This window comes from Cognatiluteimonas sedimenti (assembly GCF_022808325.1).
Taxonomy (GTDB): domain Bacteria; phylum Pseudomonadota; class Gammaproteobacteria; order Xanthomonadales; family Xanthomonadaceae; genus Cognatiluteimonas; species Cognatiluteimonas sedimenti.
Window position 1 is genome coordinate 934398 of sequence record NZ_JALGCL010000001.1, and the last position, 13630, is coordinate 948027.

Annotated in this window: 13 protein-coding genes and 1 pseudogene; 9 read left to right on the forward strand and 5 right to left on the reverse strand. The window is 69.8% G+C overall.

Going from position 1 to position 13630, the window contains the following annotated elements:
• Window positions 1-16: 16 nt before the first annotated feature.
• Both MQC88_RS04425 and MQC88_RS04430 read right to left on the reverse strand, forming a co-directional pair.
• Window positions 17-1366 carry a dicarboxylate/amino acid:cation symporter gene (locus MQC88_RS04425; RefSeq protein WP_243319396.1) on the reverse strand — a complete coding sequence of 450 codons (1350 nt, stop codon included), beginning with the start codon at window positions 1364-1366 and terminating at the stop codon, window positions 17-19.
• A 208-nt stretch (window positions 1367-1574) separates the two neighbouring features.
• The gene (locus MQC88_RS04430; protein WP_243319397.1) at window positions 1575-1994 is read right to left on the reverse strand and encodes a CopD family protein; all 420 of its coding nucleotides are present in this window, start codon (window positions 1992-1994) and stop codon (window positions 1575-1577) included.
• Between the two features lie 128 nt (window positions 1995-2122).
• Here MQC88_RS04430 and MQC88_RS04435 point away from each other — a divergent pair, with 128 nt between their 5' ends.
• From MQC88_RS04435 to MQC88_RS04450, 4 genes are all read left to right on the forward strand, one after another.
• The gene (locus MQC88_RS04435; RefSeq protein WP_243319398.1) at window positions 2123-2716 is read left to right on the forward strand and encodes a class I SAM-dependent DNA methyltransferase; all 594 of its coding nucleotides are present in this window, start codon (window positions 2123-2125) and stop codon (window positions 2714-2716) included.
• A 78-nt stretch (window positions 2717-2794) separates the two neighbouring features.
• The gene (locus MQC88_RS04440; RefSeq protein WP_243319399.1) at window positions 2795-4057 is read left to right on the forward strand and encodes a polyhydroxyalkanoate depolymerase; all 1263 of its coding nucleotides are present in this window, start codon (window positions 2795-2797) and stop codon (window positions 4055-4057) included.
• 47 nt (window positions 4058-4104) lie between these two features.
• Complete coding sequence (locus tag MQC88_RS04445; protein ID WP_243319400.1) at window positions 4105-4524, forward strand: DUF2946 family protein; 420 nt, start codon at window positions 4105-4107, stop codon at window positions 4522-4524.
• A 71-nt stretch (window positions 4525-4595) separates the two neighbouring features.
• Window positions 4596-6689 (forward strand): TonB-dependent receptor family protein, encoded by a 2094-nt coding sequence (locus MQC88_RS04450; RefSeq protein WP_243319401.1) that lies wholly within the window; start codon window positions 4596-4598, stop codon window positions 6687-6689.
• Window positions 6690-6733: 44 nt separating this feature from the next.
• On the opposite strand, the gene MQC88_RS04455 is transcribed toward MQC88_RS04450, so the two are convergent.
• On the reverse strand, window positions 6734-7660 hold the full coding sequence (locus MQC88_RS04455) for a sensor domain-containing protein (protein WP_243319402.1): 927 nt from the start codon (window positions 7658-7660) through the stop codon (window positions 6734-6736).
• On the reverse strand, window positions 7657-8061 hold the full coding sequence (locus tag MQC88_RS04460) for a PadR family transcriptional regulator (RefSeq protein WP_243319403.1): 405 nt from the start codon (window positions 8059-8061) through the stop codon (window positions 7657-7659). Before MQC88_RS04460 ends, MQC88_RS04455 begins: the two co-directional genes overlap by 4 nt.
• Window positions 8062-8239: 178 nt before the next feature.
• On the opposite strand from MQC88_RS04460, the pseudogene MQC88_RS04465 reads away from it, so the two are divergent.
• The 3 genes and pseudogenes from MQC88_RS04465 to MQC88_RS04475 form a co-directional block, all read left to right on the forward strand.
• Window positions 8240-8410: pseudogene (locus MQC88_RS04465) on the forward strand (HupB); the annotation flags it as partial.
• A 104-nt stretch (window positions 8411-8514) separates the two neighbouring features.
• Complete coding sequence (locus MQC88_RS04470) at window positions 8515-9477, forward strand: peptidylprolyl isomerase (protein ID WP_425491546.1); 963 nt, start codon at window positions 8515-8517, stop codon at window positions 9475-9477.
• Between the two features lie 131 nt (window positions 9478-9608).
• A complete protein-coding gene (locus tag MQC88_RS04475; RefSeq protein ID WP_243319405.1) occupies window positions 9609-9902 on the forward strand; it encodes a hypothetical protein in 294 nt (97 codons plus the stop codon).
• A gap of 33 nt (window positions 9903-9935) precedes the next feature.
• Here the strand turns inward: MQC88_RS04475 and MQC88_RS04480 are convergent, their stop codons facing one another.
• The gene (locus MQC88_RS04480) at window positions 9936-10286 is read right to left on the reverse strand and encodes a GFA family protein (protein WP_425491547.1); all 351 of its coding nucleotides are present in this window, start codon (window positions 10284-10286) and stop codon (window positions 9936-9938) included.
• A 147-nt stretch (window positions 10287-10433) separates the two neighbouring features.
• Here MQC88_RS04480 and MQC88_RS04485 point away from each other — a divergent pair, with 147 nt between their 5' ends.
• Window positions 10434-12602 (forward strand): M1 family metallopeptidase, encoded by a 2169-nt coding sequence (locus MQC88_RS04485; protein ID WP_243319406.1) that lies wholly within the window; start codon window positions 10434-10436, stop codon window positions 12600-12602.
• On the forward strand, window positions 12599-13549 hold the full coding sequence (locus MQC88_RS04490) for a hypothetical protein (protein WP_243319407.1): 951 nt from the start codon (window positions 12599-12601) through the stop codon (window positions 13547-13549). The genes MQC88_RS04485 and MQC88_RS04490 overlap by 4 nt, the downstream gene beginning before the upstream one ends.
• The last annotated feature ends 81 nt before the right edge of the window (window positions 13550-13630 follow it).

Below are 13630 nucleotides of genomic sequence, written 5' to 3' on the forward strand. Positions count from 1 at the left end.
CTTTGCGACCGGTGCCTCAAGCCGCGTCGCGCACCGGGTGCGGTTCGGCCACCTCGCCCTCCGCGATCCCCAGGTTGCTCGATGCGGCTTCGTAGATCCCGCGATCCAGCAACCCGGTCTCGCGCGCCACCAGCACCGGCACCAGCATCTGCCCGGTCACGTTGGTCATGGTGCGCATCATGTCCAGCACCCGGTCGATGGCGTACAGGTAGCCGATGGCCTGCAGCGGCAAGCCGGCGGCGCTCAGTACGACGGTTGCCATGATCACCGCGGTGCCCGGGACGCCGGCGGTGCCGAAGCTGCCCAGCACCGAGGCCAGCGCGATGATCAGGTACTGCGACAACGACAGGTCGATGCCGGCGTACTGCGAAATGAACACCGCCGCCAGCGCCGGATAGACCGCGCCGCAGCCGTCCATCTTGATTGTCGCGCCCAGGGGCACCGCGAACGCGGCGTAGTCCCGGTCCACGCCGAGGTTGTGGGTCGCGCTGCGCAGCGACGCCGGCAACGCCGCGTAGCTGCTGGAGGCGACGAACGCCACCTGCATCCCGGGGGCGGCGCCGCGGAAGAACTTCAGCGGATTCAGGCCGTGCGCCAGCAGCAGGCCGCCGTACACGAACACGATGTGGAAGGCGCATGCCAGGTACAACGCGACGACGAAGCTCAGCAGCGGCCGCAGTTGCTCGAAGCCGTAGCCACCGACCAGCGCCGCTATCAACCCGAACGTGCCCAACGGGGTGAACTCCAGCACGAAGCGGGTGACCTGGATCATGATGTCGCTGGCCTCTCCGACCAGCTTGCGCGTGGCGGCCACGCGCTCACCCAGCCTCACCATCGCAAAGCCCACCAGCCCGGCGAAGAAGATCACCTGCAGCACCGTCCCGCTGCGCGGTACCAGCACCTTCATGCCGTCGACGGTCTTGGCCGGGGCCGCGCCGGACAGCGCCTGGAATGGATTGGACGGCACCAGATTGAGGATGACGTCGAGCGCGCCGGGGATTTCCCTGGGCTGGTAATCGGATGCCACCTGCAGCACGCCGACGCCGATGCCCGGCTTGAGCACCAGGCCGAAGGCCAGACCGACCCCGACGGCCAGCACCGCGGTCAGCGCGAACCAGGCGAAGGTGCGCCCGGCCAGCGCCGCGATCGACTTCTGACCATGCAGCCGCGATACCGCGTTGATCACCGCGAAGAACACCAGCGGCACCGCGATCATCATGATCAGGGTGACATAGAGGTCGCCCAGCGGCCCGAACCAGGTCTCCGCATCCGGCCCGAACAGCCACCCGGCCAGCGCGCCCAGCACGAAGCCGGCGAGCACGCGCTGCCAGAACGGGATCCGGAACCACAGGGAGACCAGCTTCATCGGCACCTCATCGCAGGATCACGGGAAGATAGCCGAGGTCGGCAGCACGCGCGAGCGCGTATACGCAACGCTGTCGCGACAGGGATGGCACCCACGACGGACCGCGGCAAGCCCCCATCCAGGTAAATGCGTGCTGCGACAACGGAGCTTGCCCGGGCTGGCTGCCCCGGCTGCCGGCCCGACGCGCCGCCGGAAACGGCCAGGCGAATCAGAAGGGCTTGGCCAGGACCAGGTACACGACAGCCACCAGCACCACCACCGGCACCTCGTTGAACCAGCGCAACGCGGTCGCGGACGGCAGGCCGCGCCCGGCGCCCACGCCCTTGAGCCAGCGCCCGGCGACGATGAAATGGGCCAGCAGCGCCGCCACCAGTGCCAGCTTGGCGTGCAGCCAACCGCCAGTGATGCCGAAGTGCAACCACAGCACGAGCCCCAGCAGCACCGCGAGCCCGAACATGTTGTGGCCGAAGCGATACAGCCGCCGCCCCATCAGCAGCAACCGCGCGCGCACCGCCGCGTCGTCGCCGGCTTCGGCCAGGTTGACCAGGATCCGTGGCAGGTAGAACACGCACGACATCCATGCGATCACGAACACCAGGTGCGCGGTCTTGGTCCACAGGTAGGCCATGCGGCGTGCTCCGTTGCGGGGAATCCGGCATATGTTGCCCGATCGGCCGGCGGCGAGGGCGCGGTGGAGGCGCGGCCGAGCGTGCGCGGAACGGGCCGGCGCCCGCAAGGCGCTCCTACAATGGCGGCATGGACAAGCACTACGACCGCGAGTATTTCGACCACTGGTACCGGCGCGGCGGCATCGGCGGCGCGCAGCGGCTGGCGCGCAAGGTCGCGCTGGCCGTGGCCACCGCCGAGTACCACCTCGAGCGTCCCGTGCGCAGCGTGCTCGACATCGGCTGCGGCGAAGGCGCCTGGCGCACGCCCTTGCTGAAACTTCGGCCGAAGGCGCGCTACCTCGGGTTCGATGCCAGCGAATACGCGATTGCGCGCTACGGCAGCCGCCGCAACCTGCACCTGGCGCGCTTCGGCGACTTCGCCCTGCTGCGGCCCTGCCCGCCGGTGGACCTGCTGGTCTGCAGCGACGTGCTGCACTACCTCCCCGCCCGCGAACTCGATCGCGGCCTGCCTGGCCTGGCGGAACTGTGCGGCGGCATCGCCTTCCTCGAGACCTTCACCCGCGAAGACGGTGCCGAAGGCGACGAGCACGAGTTCCAGTCGCGCCCGGCGCGCTTCTACCGCAGCCGGCTGCAGGCGCTGGGCTTCGCCGCGCTCGGCTCGCACTGCTGGCTGGCACCGGTCCTGCGCCACCGGGCCACGGCGCTGGAGCTGCCGGGCTGACCCGCCCGCGGCGGCAGGGATCACGAATCCGGCCGATGGCATGCGTTATGCTGCGGCGCAGCACCCTCCGGACCGCCCATGCTCCTCTACCAATTCCATGAACTCTGGCGCGCCGGCATGGCGCCCTACACCTTCTGGGCCGAAGCCGGCGCCAAGATGTTCTCCGCCTCCGGCAGCTGGCTGGCGACCGTACCGGAGGCGCCCCGGATCGCCGCCGGCTACGAGCTGCTGTACCGGATCGGCAAGGACTACGAGAAGCCCGAGTTCGGCATCCATGCCGTCGAGATCGACGGCCAGTCTTGCCCGGTGATCGAGAAGGAGGTCGTGCGCAAGCCGTTCTGCCGGCTGCTGCGCTTCAAGCGCTACACCGACGACGCCGGCAACCTGCGCGAGCTCAAGGACGATCCGCCGGTGCTGGTGGTCGCGCCGCTGTCCGGCCACCACGCCACCCTGCTGCGCGACACCGTGCGCACCCTGCTGCGCGACCACAAGGTCTACGTCACAGACTGGGTCGACGCGCGCATGGTGCCGGCCGAGGACGGCACCTTCTCGCTGGACGACTACGTCGGCTACATCGAGGAATTCATCCGCCATATAGGTGCCGATAAACTGCACGTGATCGGCGTCTGCCAGCCGACGGTGCCGGTGCTGGCCGCGGTCTCGCTGATGGCCGCGCGCGGCGAAGCCACGCCGCGTTCGCTGGTGCTGATGGGCGGGCCGATCGACGCGCGGCAATCGCCGACCGCGGTCAACAACCTCGCCACCCAGAAGCCATTGTGGTGGTTCGAAAGCAACGTCATCCAGATCGTGCCGGCCAATTTCCCCGGCCGCGGCCGCCGCGTGTATCCGGGCTTCCTGCAGCACACGGGCTTCATGGCGATGAACCCGGAGCGCCACGCGATGTCGCACTGGGACTTCTACCAGGACCTGGTCAAGGGCGACCTCGAGGATGCCGCCGCGCACCGCCGGTTCTACGACGAGTACAACGCGGTGCTGGACATGCCGGCGAAGTATTACCTCGACACCATCCGCATCGTGTTCCAGCAGCACCTGCTGCCGCGCGGGCTGTGGGAGGTCGGTGGCGAACGCGTCAACCCGGCGGCGATCCGCTCCCGCGAGGGCGGCGGCACCGCGCTGCTGACGATCGAGGGCGAACTCGACGACATCTCCGGCCAGGGCCAGACCCGCGCCGCGCACGCGCTGTGCAGCGGCATCGCGCAGCAGGACCGCGAACACCTGACGGTCGAAGGCGCCGGCCACTACGGCATCTTCAGCGGCCGCCGCTGGCGCACGCAGGTGTACCCGCAGGTGCGCGACTTCATCGCCCGGCACGCCGGCTGACCCGGCACCGCGCGCACCCCCGCCGGCGCGCCGATTACAATGGCGGCGTGATCCGCTCCCCCGCACTGCAGCGCCCGATGGCGCGGCTGGCGCTCGTCGCCATGCTGCTGCTGGCGACGTTGCCGACGCTCGGCCGCCTGCAGGGCGCCCGCGCCGACTCGGCAGGCGCAGCCGCGCAATCGGCATGGGCCGCGATGTGCACGACCGCGGGGCTTCGGGATGTCGCGCCGCCGGCGATCGGGCAGCCCGTCGCTGGCAACGACGGTGGAACGCCGACCCCTCCGGGGCACGGCGAGGATTGCGCCTATTGCCCGCTGCTTGCGGCAGTGGTGGCCGCGCTCGCGCTGGTCGCGTTTTTCCTTCCGCAACGCCTGCCGCCGTGTCTTTGCACATGGCATCGCCCGGCGGTTCGTACCACCCTGCATCCTTGCGGCCTCGGATCCCGCGGCCCGCCCCTGGCGCTCTAGAACCGCAAACGTCCGACCTCGCGTCGTTCCCACGCGCGGCGATGCCGCGCGCATTGCATTCCGGAGTTCCCATGTCGAATCCCAGTTTCGCGACGCCGCGTGCGTCGCTGCGGGTCGTGGCCGTCGTCGCCGCGGCCTGCCTGCCCGCCTCGCTGGCGCTTGCCACCGAGACCGATGACCAGGTCACCACCCTGGAGCGGGTCGAAGTCCGCGCCGAACCCCCGCATCCGATTACCGTGGACAGCATCGCGCAGGCACGGCGCCGCCTGGACGAGCGCGCGGGCGGCACCGCGCTGGTCGATGGCGAAGCCTATCGCTACGGTCGCGTCAGTACCCTTGCCGATGCGCTTGGCCAGGCACCCGGGGTGTTCGTGCAGCCGCGCTTCGGTGCCGAGGAAGCACGGCTGTCGATCCGCGGCTCCGGCCTGCAGCGCACCTTCCACGGCCGCGGCATCGCGCTGCTGCAGGACGGCGTGCCGCTCAACCTCGCCGATGGCAGCTTCGACTTCCAGGCGATCGAGCCGCTGGCGGCGCGCTACATCGAGGTGTACCGCGGCGCGAACGCGCTGGAACACGGCGCCGCGATGCTCGGCGGCGCGATCGACTTCGTTTCGCCGACCGGCTACGACGCGCCGGCGACGACCCTGCGCATCGAAGGCGGCAGCTTCGGCTACCGGCGCGCGCAGGCGGCTTTCGCCGGGGCCGGCGATCGCACCGATGGCTACCTCAGCCTCAGCGGCTTGTCGCAGGACGGCGCGCGCGAGCATGCGCGCCAGCAGAACGTGCGCCTGTTCGGCAATGCCGGCTATCGGTTCGGCGAGACGATCGAGGGCCGCGCGTACGTCACCCATGTCGACACGCGCTCGGAACTGCCGGGCAACCTGACGCTTGCGCAGGCCATGGACGAACCGGACGCCGCCAACGCCGGCAGCGTGGCGCTCGACCAGCGTCGCGACTACCGCCTCGATCGCGTCGCGGCCAGGCTCGCCTGGACGCCTTCGGCGACGCGATCGCTGTCGCTGTCGGCCTGGTACGCCGACAAGTCCCTGCACCATCCGATCTTCCAGGTCCTGGAGCAGGATTCGCGGGACGCCGGCGTCGATCTCCGATGGCGCGGAGAAGGCAGCCTCGGCGGGCACCGCAACGTGCTGGTCGCGGGCGTCTCGCTGGCGCGCGGCGACATCGACGACCAGCGCTTCGCCAACGATGGCGGCCAGGCCGGTGCGCCCCGCAACCGCTTCGACCAGCGCGCCGGCAACGCCGCGGCCTATGTCGAGAACCAGTGGTGGCTGGCGCCGCGCTGGGTGCTGGCGATCGGCGCGCAGGCGCTGCAGTCGCGGCGCCGCTCCCGGGACATGCTGCTGACCGCCGGCAGCTGCGGGCTACCACTGTGCGACGAGGGCTTCGACGTGTCCTACTCCGGCGCCAGCCCGAAACTGGGCGTGCGCTGGCTGCTGGACGACGACATGCAACTGTTCGCAAACGCCAGCCGCAGCCTGGAGCCGCCCAGCTTCGGCGAGCTCAGCGGCGGGCCGGGCGTGACCCAGGTCGACGCGCAACGCGCCACCACCGCCGAAGTCGGCCTGCGCGTGCGCCGCCGCGCGCTGTCGCTCGATGCCGCGTTGTACCGCGCCCGGATCGACGGCGAGCTGCTCGCCCTCGACGACGCCGACGGCAATCCGCTGGGCACCGTCAATGCCGGCCGCACCCGCCACCAGGGGCTGGAACTGGGCCTGGCCTGGACGCCGCTGCCGGCATGGACGCTATCGCTGAATTACCTGCGCAACGATTTCCGCTTCGACGGCGACCCCGTGCATGGCGACAACCGGCTGGCCGGCATTCCACCGCAACAGTTGCGCGCCACCCTGCGCTGGTCGCCGGGAGAACGCTTCTACCTCGCGCCCAACCTGGAGTGGGCGCCGCAAGACTATTTCGTCGACCACGCCAACACCTTCCAGGCCCCGGGATACGCGCTCTACGGGGTGCGCATTGGCGGCAGGGTCGGGACGCGCTGGTCCTGGTTCGCCGATGCCCGCAACCTCGCCGACCGCCGTTGGGTCGCCAGCAGCAACGTCGTCGCCGACGCGCACGGACTGGATGCGACGAACTTCCTGCCCGGCGATGGGCGCGCGCTGTACCTCGGCATGGAGTGGCACCCGGAGTAAGGCGGAGCAGCCCGGCGGGATCGCACCCGCCGGGCATCCATCCGCTATGCCGACTGCACCAGCAGGTGCTTGGCCAGTTGCCCGTGCAGGCGGCCGATGCCCCGCAGCAGGTGCAGCGTGGCGAACAGCAGCACCACGCCGCAGGCGAAGGCGATCGGCAGTTCCCACGCGCCCAGCGTGGTGGCCGGTTCCCAGTAGCCGAGCCAGCCGCCGGACAGGGACCAGCCGTCGAATGCGCCAAGCAAGACCAGCGGCGGCGCGATCACCAGGCCCAGCGAGGTCGCCAGCAAGGTCACCGCCAGGGTGAAGTACACGACGCCCAGCGGCAGCATCGCCAGCATGTACAGCAGGGTCGTCCAGGTGCGCGGGTCGGTGAACATCTCGCCGATGCGCGCCAGCACCGGCCGCTCGCGCGCGGCGTACACCGGCCGCCGCGGCATCCGCTCGCCCAGCATCACTTCGACGATCCTGCCTTCGACCAGCGCCAGCAGCCGCACCGAACCCAGGAACAGGATCACGAACGGGATGCCGATGATGATGACCGACAAGCCGAGCGACAGCGAGATCCCGGTCACCACCCAGGTGAAGTAGAAGGTCCCGGTGGCCAGCGCCAGGATCGAATAGAACAGCGCGCCGTAGGTACGCGGATCCGCGGCGACGCCGAAGAAGCGGCCAAGCGCGGAGTGCCGCGGCGGCGGCGGCGGCGCACGCAGCGCGGTTTGCACCCGGACCTCGGTGTCGCGGTAGATGTCGGCGACCTCCCCGGGCGCGCCGTAGCTGCCCGCGACCGCGGCGATGACGTCGGCTTCGGACTGGTCGGGATGCTCGGCGAGTTCCGAACGCAGGTATTCCTCGGCGTCGTACAGCGCGTCCTGCACCAGCGCCGGATCGGCGCCGGCCAGGGCGGCGCGCAACTGCGCGAGGTACTGGGGAATGGAAGTCGGCAACGACGAATGGTGCGTGGCGTTCATGCGCGGGGCCCCTGGAGGACGGAATCGACGGAATCGCGGGTGGCGCACCAGGCGTCGGTCCAGGCGCGCAGGACCTCCCGTCCGGTGTCGGTGATGCGGTAGTAGCGGCGCGGCGGGCCGGCCACGGACGGCTCGACGAAGCTGTCGAGCAGGCCGGCGCCCTGGAGGTTGCGCAGCACCGGGTACAGCGCGCTCTGCTTGCCGGCGAGCACGCCCTCGCCCACCTGCTCGAGTCGCTTGGCGATCTGGTAGCCGTACATCGGCTCGCTTGCCGCGGCCAGCACTGCCAATAAGGCCAGCGAGACGGTACCGGCGCTGAGTTCCTTCTGGAACTTGCGCAGCTGCTGCACGGCCAGGTCGTCGTCCGGAGGTGCGGCTGGCGAGGGAGGAGATGTGGCCATGGCGGCCTCCAGCTAGGTTGCAGGCAATGCTATTACGGACTTCGGTATAGCGAATGTGCCCATAGTCATGCCACGCCAACACTGGCCTACGCCGTCTTTACGGATTCCTCTCCCGCGCTTGACGGTCGGCCACCTACGGTGCCGATGTCGCACCCCCTCGCGACCGCAGGAGAACCCCATGCCACGCGGCGACAAATCCAGCTACACCGACAAGCAGAAGCGCCAGGCCCAGCACATCGAACAAAGCGAGAAGAAGGAAGGCCGCTCGAAGGAAGATGCCGAGCGGATTGCCTGGGCCACGGTCAACAAGCAGGACGGCGGCGGCAACAAGTCCGGTTCCGGGCGCAAACCGGACAGCGACAAGACGCATACCCGGCACTGAGGGTCCGCGCCGCATGGCGGCATCGGCGGCGCTGCGCCAGAATCGGCGCATCGCCGCCGAAGGAGCCGCCCGTGTCGAACCTGCGCCCGCTGTCGTCCGCCCTGCTGTTCGCCCTGTGGGCGTCGTTGTCGATCGTGCTGCCCGCGGCATCGGCGCAATCGCCCGGGGCGGCGGCGGTCGTGCCACCGCCCAAGTCGATGCAGGAACTGCTGGATGGCTCGAGCCCGTCCGACTGGCGCGCGCTGGATCCGGCCAACACGCTGTACATGGAGCTTGCCGGCGGCCGCGTGGTGATCGAACTGGCGCCCGCGTTCGCGCCGGCGCACGTCGCCAACATCCGCACGCTGGCGCACGAGCATTACTGGGACGGCCTCAGCATCTACCGCTCGCAGGACAACTTCGTGGTCCAGTTCGGCGATCCGACCGAAGACGAAAAGGCGCGCAAGCCGATCGGCAACGCGAAGGCGCAGCTGCCGGCAGAATTCACCCGGGAATCCGAAGGCCTGGCCTTCGACCGCCTGCCCGACAGCGATGGCTGGGCGCCGGAGATCGGTTTCTCCGGCGGCTTTCCCGTCGCGCGCGACCCGAAGTCCGGCCAGGCCTGGCTCGCGCACTGCTACGGCACGCTGGGCGCCGGCCGCGACGTCGCCGCCGATTCCAGCAACGGCACCGAGCTGTACGTGGTAGACGGCCAGTCGCCGCGCCAGCTCGACCGCAACATCACCGTCGTCGGCCGCGTCGTGCAGGGAATGGAACTGTTGAGCGTGACCCCGCGGGGGCCGCAACCGATGGGGTTCTACGACGAGCCCGGGTTGCGCACGCCGATCAGGTCGATCGCGCTGGCGGCCGACCTGCCCGAGGCCGAACGCACCCCGCTGCAGTTGCTGCGTACCGACACGCCCGTGTTCGCCCAGGTGGTCGAATCGCGCCGCAACCGCAAGGATGCCTGGTACAAGGTCCCGGCCGGCCACATCGACCTGTGCAACGTACCGCTGCCGGTGCGCGCGCCACCGCCGGCGCAACCCGCGGAATAGCAACCCCGGCCGCGGCCCGCCATCGCTAAGGAGCGCGCGCTTCCGCGGACCTGCACATGCCCGGCCCGCCCGTCACGCCGCATTAGCTTGCGCCTGCCTAGGCTCCTCGCACCCCACAGCGAGAAGCCCCGATGCCGACCCTGCGACTGCGCCTGACCGGGAGCGAAGACGACGCCCGTGCCGTGATCAACCTGCTGCAGAGCCTGGACGGGATCGAACACGTCGAGGAAGTCGCCGACATGATGGATCGCATGGACGATTCGGATTCCAGTTCCGCCGGGCTGAGCGACATCCGTGGCCCGGATGCGCACGAACTGGAGATCGAGGCGCCCAACGAATCCACCGCCCGCAAGGTGCGCGAGGCGGTCGAAGCACTGGCCTTCGACCTCGACGCGCTGGTCGAATTCGAGGAAGAGGAAGACTGAGCGGCGATTGCCGCCACGACGGCGGCGCGCACCTCAGAAGCTCGCGCCGTCCACCTGCCTGATCTCGAGGGCCGCCAGGTCCACGTCCGGCAGGCAACGCAGGTTGACCGCCGCCATCGCCCGGCCGGTCTTCGGATCGGTCGCCTCGCTGAAGGGCGAAATCCCGCAGGTCGGGCAGAAGTGGTGCGCGATGTGTTCCTTGTTGAAGCGGTAGGTGCCGTAGTCGCCTTCCTTCGACGCCAGCACCAGCGCCTCGCGCGGGAAGAACGCCAGCAGCCCGCCACGCCGGCGGCACATCGAGCAGTTGCAGTCGATCACCTGCTTGACCTCGCCCTCCAGGGTGAAGGCAATCCTGCCGCAGTGGCAGCTGCCGGAATGGGTCATGGCGGTCTCCGGGCTGGATCGACCGCCGACCATACCGCGTCGCGGCCTCGCGCGCATCGGCCACGGGTCCGGATTGCCGTGTCGCGGCGATTGCCGCACGCTTGCGGTTTCGTGTCTCCGGGGGAACGATCGATGCCGCATGTGCGAATGCTCCTGGCCTTGGCGCTGGTCGCCGGGCTGCCACTGTCCGCGCGGGCCGCGGAGCCTGCCGCAGGGCCCGCCGCCTGTGCGGCAATCCCGCTGGCCGGACGCGATGCCGCCGCCGTTGCTACCCCCAGCGCGGCCGATGCCTGGGGCGGGCCGCGCAGCGGCAACGAGGCCACCCTGTCCGACCGCGTGGTCCGCTACTCGATCGACGCCGCCCTGGACCCGGTCAAGCACACCGTGGCCGGCAAGCAGCAACTGACCTGGCGCAATCGCAGCGCGCAGCCGGTGTGCAGCGTGTACCTGCACCTGTACCTCAATGCGTTCGAGGGCCCGGGCAGCACCTTCATGACCGAACTGCGCGAGGGCAACGACAAGTTCCGCAGCGGCGTCGACGTCAAGGACGGCAACTGGGGCTACGTCAAGCTGCAGGACGTCGCCCAGGATGGCGCGCCGGTGAAATGGAGCTTCGTGCAACCCGACGGCGGTCCGGGGACCGACCGCACCGTGGTGCGGCTGGACCTGCCGCAGGCGGTCGCGCCCGGTGCCAGTACCACCCTGGACATCGAGTTCTTCGACCAGTTGCCGCGGGTGATCGCGCGCACCGGTTATTACGGCAGCTTCCACCTCGTCGGCCAGTGGTTCCCGAAGATCGGCGTGCTCGAGCTGCCGGGCGAACGCGGCGCCACCGCGCCACGCTGGAACGCGCACGAGTTCCACGCCCACAGCGAGTTCTACGCCGACTACGGCGAATACGACGTGCGCATCACCGTGCCCAAGGGCTACACGGTCGGCGCCACCGGCGAACAGACCGGCGCGCGGGTCGAGAAGGACGGCAAGGTCACCCACCGCTTCGTCCAGGGCGACGTGCACGACTTTGCCTGGACTGCCGACAAGCGCTACGCCAAGCCGCTGGTCGGCTACTACACCGGTGCCGGCAGCCCCAAGGTGACGGTCCGGGTGTTGTACACGCCCGAATACGAGAACAACGCCAAGCCGGCGCTGGACGCCACCATCGAGTCGCTCGAGTACTTCTCGCGCACGCTCGGCCCGTATCCGTACCGCACCGTGACGGTGGTGATCCCGCCGCACAACGCCGACGAAGCCGGGGGCATGGAATACCCGACGTTCTTCACCGCATCGAGCTTCGACGAGGTCCCGCCCGGCTCCACCACCCGCGACCTCCTCGACTTCGTCACCATCCACGAATTCGGCCACGGCTACTTCTACGGCATCCTCGGTTCCAACGAGTTCGAGGAGCCGATGCTCGACGAAGGCCTCAACGAGTACTGGGACCAGCGCATGCTGCGCGCCGCCAAGCGCGACATCCACCTCGGCACGCCACTCATGAAGAAGCTGGGCATCGACCTGCGCCTGCCGGTGTTCGACTACGAACGCCTGGGCGCGATGACCGAGCATCCGGCCGATCCACTCGGCCAGAACTCGTGGAACCGCATGTCCGGCGGCAGCTACGGCACCGTGTACTCGCGCACCGCCACCACCATGCGCGACCTCGAGGCGGCGGTCGGCACGCCGGCGCTGGAGCGCGCGTTCAAGCTCTACTACGCGCGCTGGAAGTTCCGCCATCCCAGCATCGCCGACCTGCGCGAGGCGCTCATCGAGGGCACCGGCCAACGATCGACGGTGGAGCGCATCTTCGCCAGCCAGGTGTACGGCGTGCATCCGGTCGATGACAGCATCGCCTCGTTCTCAAGCAGCGAAGTGCTGCCGCAGGCCGGCTACGTGCAGTACAAGGGCAAGCGCGTCGAATTGACCAGCAAGGCGATCGACAAGGCGGTCGCCGACAAGCGCGAAGCCTGGAAGAAGGCGCATCCCGGGGCGAAGGACAGCGAAGGCCCGTTCCCGTACCGCACGGTCGTGCTGGTGCGCCGCGCCGGCGCCGACGTGCCGCAGGCGCTGCTGGTGAAATTCGCCGATGGCAGCAGCGAAACCGCACGCTTCGACGGCACGCGTCCGTGGCAACGCTTCACCTGGACGAAGCCCGGCAAGGCGGTGTCGGTACAACTGGATCCGGACCACAAGGTGTACCTGGACGCCAGCAAGTTCGACGACAGCCGCACGCTGGAAGGCAATGGTTCGGTCGCGCGCCGGCTCTCCGGCCAGTTCGCGTCCGCCCTGCAGACCCTCTTCTCCTTGCTGGTGAGCCTATGAACCGCACCCCCCGCCGCGGCGGCTTCGGCGCCGCCCTCGCCGCCCTGAAGTCCGCCCTGCAGTGGCGCCTGCTGCTGCTGTGGATCCTGGCCACCCTGTTGCCGGTGCTGCTGGTCGCTACGCCGCTGTGGACCACGCTGCAGGCGCAGTTCGGGCATTCGCTGCACGCGGACGACATCGCCGCAGGCCGCAACTTGCCGTTGCTGGTCCAGGGCTTGATGAAGATCGGCGAGCACATGGGCTGGCTCGGCGCCAGCCTCGGCGCGAGCTCGGTGCTGATGCTGCTGCTGTCGCCGTGGCTGACCGGCATGGTGGTGGCGTCGCTGCGCGCCGGCCGCCGGCTCGGCTTCGGCGGGCTTGTCCATGGCGGGGTGTCCGAGTATTGGCGGATGCTGCGGATGCTGCTGTGGTCGCTGATTCCGCTCGGCATCGCCGCGGCGATCGGCGGCGGTGTGATCGGCGCACTGGACAAGGGCACCGAGCAGGCGATCCTGGCATCGGAAGTCGACAACGCCTCGCGCCTTGGCATGGCCGTCCTTGCCGTCGTGTTCGTGCTCGCGCACGCCACGGTGGAAGCCGGGCGTGGCTGGCTCGGCGCGGACGCCGGGCTGCGTTCGGTGATCAAGGCCTGGTGGCGTGGCTGCAAGCTGCTGATCAAGCGCCCGTTGGCGACGCTGCTGGTGTACCTGGTGGCCAGCATCGTCGGCTACGGCCTGGCGTTGCTGTTCGCGTGGCTGCGGGTACGCGTGGATGGCGCCGGCGTGGGCGCGTTCGTGCTGTCGTTCCTGCTCGGCCAGGCGATCGTCGCCATGCTGGCCTGGGGCCGGATCGCGCGCCTGCATGGCATGGCCGATCTTGCCGCCGACCGCATGGCGCGGAAGGCCACGGCGGCACCCGCCGCGTCGGTCGCCAGCCCCGCCGCCGCGGCCGAACCGTTGCCGGCCTGACTTTGCTCCGAATCGGACTGGCGCCCGGGGCGCCAGTCCGCGGGCGAATCTGACGCGGGCATCACGTTGCGGGCCACCTCG